Here is an 11,822-nt window from a genome sequence, read left to right as displayed (position 1 = left end):
TACAAGTTTTAGAGGATTAATCATGAGCACAGGTACTGTTGTCCAAGTAATTGGCGCGGTTGTGGACGTAGAGTTTCCACAAGATGCCGTACCTCAGGTATATGACGCTCTGAAGATCACAGGTGAAGGCACCTGTAACGGTCTGGTGCTGGAAGTTCAGCAACAGCTCGGTGGCGGTGTGGTTCGTACCATCGCCATGGGTTCTTCAGATGGTCTGCGTCGTGGTATCGAGGTTGTAAACTCAGGTGCACCTATTTCCGTTCCTGTTGGTAAGGCCACACTGGGCCGTATCATGAACGTTCTGGGTGAGCCTGTGGATGAAGCGGGCCCAATCGGTGAAGATGAGCGTTATATCATCCACCGTGCAGCCCCTTCATACGAAGATCAATCGAACACTACAGAACTGCTGGAAACCGGTATCAAGGTTATCGACCTGGTATGTCCATTCGCCAAGGGTGGTAAAGTAGGTCTGTTCGGTGGTGCGGGCGTTGGTAAGACAGTTAACATGATGGAACTGATCAACAACATCGCCAAGGCCCACTCAGGTCTGTCTGTATTCGCCGGTGTAGGTGAGCGTACCCGTGAAGGTAACGACTTCTACTACGAGATGGAAGAATCAGGCGTTCTGGACAAGGTAGCCATGGTGTACGGTCAGATGAACGAGCCACCAGGAAACCGTCTGCGTGTGGCACTGACCGGTCTGACCATGGCCGAGAAGTTCCGTGACGAGGGTAAAGACGTACTGTTGTTCGTAGACAACATCTACCGTTACACCCTGGCCGGTACTGAAGTATCAGCCCTGTTGGGTCGTATGCCTTCTGCCGTGGGTTACCAGCCTACTCTGGCTGAAGAGATGGGCGTTCTGCAAGAGCGTATCACTTCAACCAAGACTGGTTCTATCACCTCGGTACAGGCCGTATACGTACCTGCGGACGACTTGACCGACCCAAGCCCAGCCACCACCTTCGCCCACTTGGATGCGACCGTGGTACTGTCACGTCAAATCGCTTCTCTGGGTATTTACCCAGCGGTTGACCCACTGGATTCCACCTCTCGTCAGTTGGATCCTCTGGTTGTTGGCCAGGAGCACTACGATGTGGCCAACGGCGTACAGAACGTTCTGCAGCGTTACAAAGAGCTGAAGGACATCATCGCCATCCTGGGTATGGACGAACTGTCTGACGACGACAAGATGACTGTGTCACGCGCCCGTAAGATCGAGCGTTTCCTGTCCCAGCCATTCCACGTTGCGGAAGTGTTCACCGGTTCACCTGGTAAGTACGTATCCCTGAAAGACACCATTCGTGGCTTCAAGGGTATTCTGGAAGGTGAGTTTGACCACATTCCAGAGCAGGCGTTCTACATGGTTGGTTCTATCGACGAAGCCGTTGAGAAAGCCAACAAAAAGTAATCGGGCCCCAGCCTGAGTCTTAAATGGAGAACGCTATGGCCATGACAGTACATCTTGATATCGTAAGCGCGGAAACACGCATTTTTTCCGGTCTGGTAGAACATCTGCAAGTGACCGGTGGTGAAGGTGAACTGGGTATCATGCCCGGTCACGCCCCGCTGCTGACCTTTATCAAACCTGGCATGGTGCGCATCGTTAAGCAGCATGGTAAAGAAGAGGTGTTTTACCTGTCCGGCGGTCTGCTGGAAGTACAACCCAATTCTGTGTCTGTGTTGGCTGATGTGGCTTTGCGTGCCGAAGACATTGATGAACAGGCGGCTCTGGAAGCCAAACGCCGTGCGGAAGCCCACATGGCTGACGCTGGTGCCGATTTCAACTATGCCGCAGCCGCCATTGAGCTGGCCAAGGCCATCGCGCAACTGCGCGTGGTTGAAACCATCAAGAAGAACATTGCCAGATAAGGTGAATGTGTCCAAAAAAGGCGCCCTCAGGGCGCCTTTTTTATTGCTGCTTTTAGCGGTATGCCGATGGCTGCATGCAACTCTATTTACTGCAACCAGTTCTATGGCTTGATGTAGACAACCTTCGAGACAGAGTGCTGCTTCTGAATGACTGATTTTTTTCCTTGTCTCAGGTACACTTGCGCCAGCTTAGTGAGAAGGAAACCTGCATGTCACTCAATGTTGTTATTCTCGCCGCCGGGAAAGGTACCCGGATGCGTTCGGATTTGCCCAAGGTATTGCACAGCGTTGCCCATAAGCCCATGGTGCAGCACGTGATAGACACGGCCCGTGAGCTCAACGCCGACAAGATCAATCTGGTGTACGGTTATGGCGGAGAGCTCCTGAGAACCAAACTCGGTGAGCAGCCGCTGAACTTTGTGCTCCAGGCCGAGCAACTGGGTACAGGCCATGCCGTGGCCCAGGCCATTCCACACATTGATGATAATGACACTGTGCTGGTGCTCTACGGCGATGTGCCGCTCACCCGCAAAGAAACCCTCGAAGCCCTGTTGTCAGCACGTCAACCTGACGGGGTGGCAGTGCTGACCGTGCATCTGGACAATCCCACCGGCTATGGCCGCATGGTGCGTGAAGGTGGCAAGGTCGTTGGCATAGTCGAGCAGAAAGATGCCAGTGCTGAGCAGCTTAAGATCACCGAGATCAACAGTGGCATCATGGCCGTGCCGGGCAAACAGTTGAAAATCTGGTTAGGCAGACTGGGTAACAACAACGCCCAGGGCGAGTTTTACCTGACCGATATTATTGCCATGGCCCACGCCGATGGCGTCGCCATAGATACCGCCCATCCTGCCAACCCCATAGAGACCGAAGGCGCCAACAACAGGGTACAGCTGGCCGCGCTGGAGCGTGCCTATCAGGCCCGCCGCGCCGAGGAGCTGATGCTTGCCGGCGCCAATCTGCGGGATCCGGCTCGCATCGATATCCGCGGTGATATCAGCGTGGGTATGGACGTGATGATAGACGTCAACGTGATCTTCGAAGGCAAGGTCAAGCTTGGTAATAACGTCACTATTGGTGCCGGCGCCATTCTTATCGACTGTGACATTGCCGACAACGCCGAAATCAAACCCTACAGTATCATCGAAGGCGCCAAGCTCGGCGATGCTGCCAGCGCAGGCCCATTTGCACGGTTGCGTCCCGGCGCCGAGCTGCATAAAGATGCTCACATAGGTAACTTCGTTGAGATGAAAAAGGCGGTATTGGGCGAAGGCTCCAAGGCCGGACACCTGGCCTATCTCGGCGATGCCGAAATAGGTAAAGGGGTAAACATAGGCGCCGGAACCATCACCTGTAACTACGATGGTGCCAACAAGCACTTGACCGTCATCGAAGATGACGTGTTTGTCGGCAGCGATACCCAGCTGGTGGCTCCCGTGGTGATCCGCAAGGGCGCGACCCTGGGTGCCGGTTCTACCATTACCCGGGAAGTGGGTGAGAATGAGCTGGTGATCACCCGGGTGAAGCAACGCCATATAGAAGGTTGGCAGCGGCCGGTGAAGAAGCCTAAATAACCGATAGAAAAGCGACGCCAAGGCGTCGCTTTTCATTTGTGCTTTCCTCTCGGGGTGTCCATATACCGGAACAGAATTTTATCCTGTTTGACTGGTATTCCTGTTTCGTTTGTATATAATTTCTTTCGTTTCGAAACTTAAGCGAAAGAACGGATGACAAAACGCAACACCCAACAAAGACGCCACGCCATTATCTCCTTGCTCAACGAGCGGGGAGAATTGCATGTGGACGAATTGGCTGCCCGTTTTGAAACGTCGGAAGTAACCATACGCAAAGATCTGGCCACTCTGGAAAAGGCGGGGCTTTTGCTCAGGCGTTATGGTGGTGCGGTTCCGGTTCCACAGGAAATTACCCAACAGCGCGCCAGTTCTCCGGCCAAACAGGCCATAGCCCGCGAGGCTGCGGCCCTTATCCGCGATCACAATCGCATCATCATTGATTACGGCAGCACCACCCTGGGACTCATCCCTGAGCTTGGCAACAAGCGCGGTCTGGTGGTGATGACCAATTCGCTGCAGCTGGCCAATGCCATCAACGAATTGGAAAACGAGCCAACCCTGCTGATGACAGGGGGGACCTGGGATCCCCATTCCGAAAGCTTTCAAGGGCTGGTGGCCGAACAGGTGTTGCGCTCATACGATTTCGATCAGTTGTTTATCGGTGCCGATGGTATCGACCTTGAACGCGGTACCACCACCTTCAACGAATTGACCGGCCTCAGTAAATTGATGGCCGAGGTGTCACGGGAAGTCATAGTGATGCTGGAATCCGACAAGCTGGGCCGGCGCATTCCCAACCTGGAATTGCCCTGGAGTCGGGTCAGCGTGTTGGTCACAGATGAGCGCTTGCCGGCCAAGGCCGCAGACACCATCAGCGCCCACGGCGTGCGGGTCATATTGGCAAAAATTTAACGGTTAGACTTAATCATTCAGGAAAACGAGTATGTGTGGAATTGTAGGCGCCGTGGCGCAAAGGGACGTGGCAGAAATATTGTTGGAAGGCCTGCGTCGTTTGGAATACCGGGGGTATGATTCGGCCGGTATGGCACTGATCCATGCCGGTGAACTCAAACGCACCCGTCGTGTTGGCAAGGTGCAGGAACTGGCCGAGGCCCTGGCCGCTGAGCCCTTGAGCGGCGGCACGGGTATCGCACACACCCGCTGGGCAACCCACGGTGAACCCAGTGAGCGCAATGCCCACCCACACCTGTCCGAAGGCGACATCGCTGTGGTGCACAACGGCATCATTGAAAACCATGGCAAACTGCGCGAGATGCTCAAGGGACTGGGCTATAGCTTCAGCTCCGATACCGACACCGAAGTTATCTGCCACCTGGTACATCATGAACTGAAAAGCGCGACCTCGCTGCTGGCGGCGGTTCAGGCCACGGTTAAGCAGCTGGAAGGTGCTTACGGCACTGTGGTCATCGACCGTCGCGATCCCGAGCGCCTGGTGGTGGCCCGCAGCGGCAGCCCGCTGGTGATAGGTTTTGGGCTGGGGGAAAACTTTGTAGCCTCGGATCAGCTGGCACTCTTACCCGTGACCCGCACCTTCGCCTTCCTGGAAGAAGGGGATGTGGCCGAAGTGACCCGTCGTTCGGTCAGTATTTTCGACAGCTTGGGTAATCCGGTTGAGCGCGAAGCCAAGGAATCGGAAATCACCCATGATGCCGGTGATAAGGGCGAATACCGCCACTATATGCTGAAGGAAATCTACGAGCAGCCGTTGGCATTGACCCGGACCCTCGAAGGGCGCATCGCCAATCGTCAGGTGCTGGACAGCGCCTTTGGCGAGAAGGCAGAAACCTTCCTGAAAGATATCAAGCACGTGCAGATCATCGCCTGTGGTACCAGTTACCATGCGGGTATGGCCGCCCGTTACTGGCTGGAACAGTGGGCCGGAGTATCCTGTAATGTGGAAATCGCCTCCGAGTTCCGTTATCGCAAGTCGCACCTGTTCCCCAACAGCCTGCTGGTGACCATTTCCCAGTCCGGTGAAACCGCCGACACCCTGGCGGCCATGCGTCTGGCCAAGGAAATGGGTTATAAGGCGACCCTGACCATCTGCAATGCGCCGGGTTCTTCTCTGGTACGTGAATCGGATATGGCCTACATGATGAAGGCCGGTGCCGAAATCGGTGTAGCTTCCACCAAGGCCTTCACCGTGCAGCTGGCGGGTTTACTGATGTTGACCGCAGTGCTCGGTCGTCACAATGGCATGAGCCCTGAACTGCAAGCGGCCATAGCTCAAAGTTTGCAATCCATGCCGGCCAAGGTGGAACAGGCCCTGGGGCTGGATGATGCCATTGCCCAATTGGCGGAAGACTTTGCCGACAAGCACCATGCTTTGTTCCTCGGTCGTGGAGATCAATATCCCATCGCCATGGAAGGTGCGCTCAAGCTTAAAGAGATCTCCTATATCCATGCTGAAGCCTATGCCTCGGGCGAACTCAAGCACGGCCCTCTGGCACTGATCGACGCCGATATGCCTGTAATAGTGGTGGCGCCCAATAACGAGCTGTTGGAAAAACTCAAATCCAACGTCGAGGAAGTGCGCGCCCGCGGTGGCTTGATGTATGTGTTCGCCGACAAGGACGCCGAGTTCCAGTCCGACGACACAATGAAGGTGATCCCTGTGCCCCACTGTGATGAGTTTATGGCGCCGCTGATCTACACAATCCCACTGCAGTTGCTGTCCTACCATGTGGCGCTGATTAAAGGTACGGATGTGGATCAGCCACGTAACCTTGCCAAGTCGGTGACCGTCGAATAACACGGGCAAAAAATAAACCTCCCTTCGGGGAGGTTTTTGTTTTTGCCCACCTTAATCCGCAGCCTTTATTCGTAGCTTTGTGCACTTTTACTCAACCTTTGCACAGGGTTGACGGAACTTTACATCCCAGCCACTAAGATGCAGTTAACCTTTTGACACAGAATGGTGGATCCTATGGCTGGCAAGTATTTGGGGTTAATGGGCCTCTTTTCCCTTTTGTTGATGGGGTGTGCACAGCATTCCCATCCACAACCAAAGCGCTTTTATTCCGATGTTGACATAGTGGTAGAACACGATGCGCCCGATATCTTAATTATCCATTCGAGGCCTGCTGCTGGAAAACCTTGTCGGCAGCATGGCGGTCACTGGCATTGTAAGCGGGGATAGATCATGAATAAGTCACTGTTTGTCTTTATTAGTGTTCTTACCCTCACGCTGAGCGCTTGCGGGTCATCAGAGGATAATCCGCCTTCATTGGATTCAGCATCACCGGCGGCTCCGACCTTCAAAATAAAACCTGAGTCAGTCACCCAGGAGGCTTTCGCAAAGTTTGAGTTTGTTGCCGACGATGCCGTGAACTTTGAGTGTCAACTCGACGGGGGCCATGTTACCGATTGTTCCAGTCCGTTATTTCTATATCCATTGAGCCCGCAGGAGCATCAATTGTCTGTTTGGAGCTTGGATATCAATGGCAAGCGGAGCGAGGTTGCTATTGCACAATGGCGTGTCAGCAGTGTCTTCTCTGGTGGTTCTGGTACCGGTGTGCACGCTGATTTGGTGGCGACCGAGGTACAGCCAACATTGGCTGCAGAAGACAGTTGGCGCGGCATTTTCAGAATCAATTGTGATTTTGCCCACGCCGGTTACAACGATCCGATAGTCTTTCCCGGATAAGCCAATGCAGGACACTTACATCGCTTCTATGGCAATACGCTGGTGGATGAAAACACCGATACAACATCGCTGCTGACAAGCGGGGAATCCAGTTGTCAGGGCAACGAGCTCAATCGCTCCTCTTATTGGATCCCGGCGCTGCTGGCACCAAGCTATGACTTGCAAACCGGAGAGCGAATGCTTGATGCGCAAGGGGAGCCTGCCTGGCACGTGGTTCCCGCAGTGGTTGGTAATGACGAAGAGGCACATGAGATATTTTATTATTCGGCAGGGGTTGATGATCTTGAGTCCATTCAAACTATTCCTCTGGGATTGAAGATGATTGCCGGCAATCATATGGCGCAACCCGGCAATGAGCAGGACAGTGCTGTTGTTCGCTGGCATTGTCAGTCATGGGAGTCCACTGATGCTGGTAATCCCCGTTGGAGCACCGGAATCCCCGAATGCCGGGAACCGGATAGATTGAGGATGGATATCTTTTTCCCCAGTTGCTGGAATGGCGTGGATCTCGACTCCTATGATCACAAGAGTCACCTTGCATATCCTATCAATACCGGTGGCCCGCAGGGCAGTGTTTGCCCCGCAAGCCATCCGGTGCCGATTATTAGGGTCAGTTTTCATTATGCTTTTGGTGTCAAACCCGAAGTCTCCGACCCCGAGACCAACAGCAGCAGAGGCTGGCGTTTAGCCTCAGACAGATATGAGGTTACGCCGTTCACGCCGGGGGGAATGTCTTTACATGGTGATTGGTTTAATGCTTGGCATCCGGAAGTGTTGGAGACAGTGCTTAAGGAGTGCATACAACAAAGGCTGGATTGCCATGATGGGAACTTGGCCAATGGATTTCGCTTATCTGGTACTCGTCCCGGCACCCAATCGGAGGCTGCTGTTATTAATATGGGATTGGGATACTGACCCTGGATACAGTTGAGATTCTTGCGTTGTGGTCGGTTAATAGGCTTTGCTAAAAGCTTGCCAAATTTATCGAACATTTAGCCAGGTTGTTTTAATACAGCCCTGTTGGATTCTATCCGCTTCCAGACTTTTTCATGGAAGTAAAACACCACGGTATTAATCGTCGGCTCAATCAGGGCAACGGCGCCACCGATAAGCAGGCTGCCGGTGAGCAAATAAGTGATGCTGAAGGCCACACCAAAGTGCAGCATGGCAAAGGTCATGGTCTTTAACATAGTGGCATCCCCAATTGATGATTTGATATAGATGACAATAGTTATCATTTGCATGTAAAGTAGAATTGTTCAATTGAGGTAAACGAGGCAGCCGATTAAGACAAAAGACGCAGCCTTAAGCTGCGTCTTTTTGTGGCTCTGATTAAAGAGTTCGACAATCAATAGTGCCAGGGGAAGCGGGAATAATCCTGATCCCGTTTTTCGAGAAAGGCATCCCGTCCCTCACGGGCCTCATCCGTGCCATAGGCCAGACGGGTGGCCTCACCGGCAAACAGTTGTTGACCCACCAAGCCATCGTCCGGCAGGTTAAAGCCGTATTTGAGCATGCGCATGGCGGTTGGGGATTTTGAGTTGATCTCCTTGGCCCAGCGCAGCGCTTCGATTTCCAGCTCGGCATGGGGGATGGCGCGATTCACCATGCCCATGGCGACAGCCTCCTCGGCACTGTAATTGAAGCCAAGGAAAAATATTTCCCGGGCCCGTTTTTGCCCCACCATTTTGGCGAGATAAGCACTGCCGTAGCCAGAGTCAAAGCTTGCCACGTCCGGATCGGTCTGCTTGAAGACCGCATGTTCTTTGGAAGCCAGGGTCAGATCGCACACTACATGCAGACTGTGGCCACCACCTACGGCCCAACCGGGGACAACGGCTATCACTACCTTGGGCATAAAACGGATCAGTCGTTGTACTTCGAGGATATGTAAGCGCCCCATCCGTGCCACATCGGCACTGCCGGGTTCGGCACCTTCGTATTTATAACCGTCTTTGCCGCGAATACGCTGATCGCCGCCGGAGGAGAAGGAGTATTGTCCCTTGGCCGACGGACCGTTACCTGTCAGCAGTACGCAACCTACATCTGACCATTGCCTGGCGTGATCCAGGGCGGTATAGAGCTCGTCTACTGTTTTGGGCCTGAAGGCGTTAAGGCAATCGGGACGATTAAACGCAATGCGAACGGTACCCTGATCTTTGGCCCTGTGGTAGGTGATGTCTTCAAATTGAAAACCTTCGACGGGAGCCCAGAGCTCCGGGTCAAAAATATCAGAAATTTGTTTGGTCATAGGCTTACCTGATGCTGGCCAAAAATAGAACTACGGCTTTGGTGTTGTAGCCTAAAGGAGCAATTATTTGCCAGAGAAAATTGTCTTTATTACAGGTGATCGCACAAATACAGCAAATTATCGTTACTGAAAATCGGATGGGTGGCATTTGAAGAGCCACAGTACTCTTCTTTGAAGTCTTCCAGCGTGTCCCTATTGGACAGAACGCTATTGAATTCACTCAGTTCTGATGGGGTAAACCGACTGGCTAACTCGCTTTTAAGTTGGGCTACATTCCTGTCGACACGAATTATTCTGGTCCCGGTCATGGCATCCAGCTTGCGCTCGATTTTTTTTAAAACTTCTTCGGTTTGGGCTATCGGCTTATCCAGCTTATCTGTCTCTGTGTACAGGTAATAAAGACCTCCGGCGACCAGCGCCAGGATTATCCATCCTTTCATCTTGTGATCCATTCGAGTGATTAAGGCGGTACATTGAGAGTATAATATGCCAGTTTGTAAGCAATGATAAAGCAGTAAAGGCTGTAGATATGAATAAGGAATCTAAGCAAAAGGATTATTCCAAGGCCGAAAGAATCAAGATTCATCAGCCTGATGCTTCCAAAGCCGATCGTTTTAACCCCCGCAACCAGATTTATGTGCGGGCAGTGGATGGTTTGTGGACCAGACTCAGGCGCAGACTGGGTTGGGTGGCCATGGCGTTTTTTCTGGTGTTGCCCTGGTTACCCTGGGGGAACCGGCAAGCCGTCTGGTTTAATTTGGCTGAGCAAAAGTTTCACGTATTTGGCCTGACCATCTGGCCCCAGGATCTGACCTTGTTGGCGGCGCTATTCATGATAGCCGCTTTTGCCTTGTTTTTTGTGACCACCTACTTGGGCCGGGTTTGGTGTGGCTATACCTGCCCGCAAACCGTGTGGACTTTTATCTTTATTTGGTTTGAAGAAAAGCTTGAAGGTCCCCGTAATAAGCGCATCAAGATGGACCAGATGCCCTGGGACTTTGATAAGGTGTGGCGTAAGACAGCCAAGCACAGTGCCTGGTTGTTAATCTCTTTTATTACCGCCATGACTTTCGTGTCCTATTTTGTGCCATCAAGGGAGGTCTATCCCGATGTTCTGACACTCAATGCCAGTGGCGCCGTCTACTTCTGGGTTATCTTCTTTACCTTCGCTACCTATGGCAATGCCGGCTGGATGCGGGAAATCATGTGCATCCACATGTGTCCCTACGCCAGGTTCCAGGCGGCCATGTTCGATAAGAACACCTATATAGTGGGATACGACGTCAAACGTGGCGAAACCCGGGGACCTCGTTCACGTAAGGCCGATCCCAAGGAGCTTGGGTTGGGTGACTGTATCGACTGCGATCTCTGTGTGCAGGTCTGTCCTACCGGTATAGATATCAGGAACGGGTTGCAGTACGAATGCATCAACTGTGGTGCCTGTATAGATGCGTGCGATCAGACCATGGACCGCATGGGGTATCCAAGAGGTCTTATCAATTACACCACCGAAAGCAAGCTTGAAGGCAAGCAAGAAAAGGTCATGAGACCCAAGCTGGTGGGCTATGGCGTCGTACTGAGCATAATGATACTGGTATTCATCTATGCTGCCGCCACCATTTCACCATTGCGAATCGACGTTATCAGGGATCGTAATGCCCTTTACCGGGAAAATAATCAGGGACTGATTGAAAACACCTTTACCTTAAAGATCCTCAATAAGACAGAGCAAAAGCATAACTATCAACTGAGCGTGGAAGGTTTGAATGATTACCGTTGGTATGGTGAACAACAGGTTACCGTAGAGGCCGGTGAGGTGATGACCTTGCCCATCAGTGTTGCGGTAGACCCGGTCAATCTGTCCGGCACCATGACGGATATCAGTATCAGGATAGTCAGCCTGGATGACGCCAAGGTTGAGACCAGGCAGGAAACCCGCTTCTTTGGACCTTAACAGGGGCTGGGTGTTGTAAAAAAGGGGCTAAATGCCCCTTTTTTGTGCTTTTCGTTCATGAATTGAACGTACGACTCGGAACTGCCAGTTTTCTGCAAAAAAGCCCTTGCGTAAAAAGTGCGGCCGCCTATAATGCGCATCCACTGACACGGCAGGCAGCGCAAGGCGCGGCGGCAGGTGAAAGTGGTCGGAGTGAAGCTCCGGCAGCGTCGAAAAAAGTTTGCAAAAACTGCTTGACGCGAAAACGGGGTTCTGTAGAATACGCAGCCCTGACCCGCTGAGAACTCGGTGGGATGCCCAAGCGGCACCGTTCTTTAACAAGTTATTAAGACAAGCAAATCTGTGTGGACACTCGCAGAGCTGATGACATCGACAACGATATTCATCAGTGAATGATGTCCATGCAAACATGCAGTTTGCGACTGTTTACAGTTGCAAAATCGACAGAATTCATTGAGCAGTTTGGCGCAAGTCAAACACCAAAACTTTTAATTGAAGAGTTTG

At 52.5% G+C, this 11,822-nt stretch carries 11 protein-coding genes and 1 rRNA gene (1 of these 12 running past the window's edge); 9 read left to right on the top strand and 3 right to left on the bottom strand.

All coding sequences use genetic code 11. The features are described from left to right. The first annotated feature begins 22 nt into the window (after positions 1-22). The 7 genes from atpD to JYB84_RS18255 all read left to right on the top strand — a co-directional run bounded on the left by atpD (position 23) and on the right by JYB84_RS18255 (position 8,028). A complete protein-coding gene (gene atpD, locus JYB84_RS18285; RefSeq protein WP_207321426.1) occupies positions 23-1,411 on the top strand; it encodes a F0F1 ATP synthase subunit beta in 1,389 nt (462 codons plus the stop codon). A 35-nt stretch (positions 1,412-1,446) separates the two neighbouring features. Then, on the top strand, positions 1,447-1,872 hold the full coding sequence (locus tag JYB84_RS18280) for a F0F1 ATP synthase subunit epsilon (protein ID WP_207321425.1): 426 nt from the start codon (positions 1,447-1,449) through the stop codon (positions 1,870-1,872). Positions 1,873-2,081: 209 nt separating this feature from the next. Next, positions 2,082-3,446 carry a bifunctional UDP-N-acetylglucosamine diphosphorylase/glucosamine-1-phosphate N-acetyltransferase GlmU gene (gene glmU, locus JYB84_RS18275; RefSeq protein ID WP_207321424.1) on the top strand — a complete coding sequence of 455 codons (1,365 nt, stop codon included), beginning with the start codon at positions 2,082-2,084 and terminating at the stop codon, positions 3,444-3,446. Positions 3,447-3,599: 153 nt separating this feature from the next. Further along, the gene (locus JYB84_RS18270) at positions 3,600-4,358 is read left to right on the top strand and encodes a DeoR/GlpR family DNA-binding transcription regulator (protein WP_207321423.1); all 759 of its coding nucleotides are present in this window, start codon (positions 3,600-3,602) and stop codon (positions 4,356-4,358) included. 31 nt (positions 4,359-4,389) lie between these two features. Next, positions 4,390-6,219: a glutamine--fructose-6-phosphate transaminase (isomerizing) gene (gene glmS, locus JYB84_RS18265; RefSeq protein WP_207321422.1), complete on the top strand. Its 1,830-nt coding sequence runs from the start codon at positions 4,390-4,392 to the stop codon at positions 6,217-6,219. 390 nt (positions 6,220-6,609) lie between these two features. Continuing rightward, positions 6,610-7,113 (top strand): hypothetical protein, encoded by a 504-nt coding sequence (locus JYB84_RS18260; RefSeq protein WP_207321421.1) that lies wholly within the window; start codon positions 6,610-6,612, stop codon positions 7,111-7,113. A gap of 42 nt (positions 7,114-7,155) precedes the next feature. Further along, positions 7,156-8,028, top strand: a complete 873-nt coding sequence (locus JYB84_RS18255; protein WP_207321420.1) for a DUF1996 domain-containing protein — start codon at positions 7,156-7,158, stop codon at positions 8,026-8,028. Between the two features lie 77 nt (positions 8,029-8,105). Here the strand turns inward: JYB84_RS18255 and JYB84_RS18250 are convergent, their stop codons facing one another. From JYB84_RS18250 to JYB84_RS18240, 3 genes are all read right to left on the bottom strand, one after another. After that, positions 8,106-8,303: a DUF2061 domain-containing protein gene (locus JYB84_RS18250; RefSeq protein WP_207321419.1), complete on the bottom strand. Its 198-nt coding sequence runs from the start codon at positions 8,301-8,303 to the stop codon at positions 8,106-8,108. 158 nt (positions 8,304-8,461) lie between these two features. Continuing rightward, complete coding sequence (locus tag JYB84_RS18245) at positions 8,462-9,364, bottom strand: 1,4-dihydroxy-2-naphthoyl-CoA synthase (RefSeq protein WP_207321418.1); 903 nt, start codon at positions 9,362-9,364, stop codon at positions 8,462-8,464. Between the two features lie 89 nt (positions 9,365-9,453). Beyond that, complete coding sequence (locus JYB84_RS18240; protein ID WP_207321417.1) at positions 9,454-9,804, bottom strand: hypothetical protein; 351 nt, start codon at positions 9,802-9,804, stop codon at positions 9,454-9,456. Between the two features lie 89 nt (positions 9,805-9,893). Between JYB84_RS18240 and ccoG the strand changes: the two genes are divergently transcribed. Together ccoG and JYB84_RS18230 are read left to right on the top strand one after the other, a co-directional pair. Beyond that, complete coding sequence (ccoG, locus tag JYB84_RS18235) at positions 9,894-11,318, top strand: cytochrome c oxidase accessory protein CcoG (protein ID WP_207321416.1); 1,425 nt, start codon at positions 9,894-9,896, stop codon at positions 11,316-11,318. 489 nt (positions 11,319-11,807) lie between these two features. Further along, positions 11,808-11,822, top strand: a 16S ribosomal RNA gene (locus JYB84_RS18230); it runs 1,528 nt beyond the window's last position.

Source organism: Shewanella cyperi, from assembly GCF_017354985.1.
Classification (GTDB): Bacteria; Pseudomonadota; Gammaproteobacteria; order Enterobacterales; family Shewanellaceae; genus Shewanella; species Shewanella cyperi.
The sequence above is the reverse complement of the archived record's forward strand: the minus strand, read 5'-3'. Positions and strand labels throughout refer to the sequence as shown.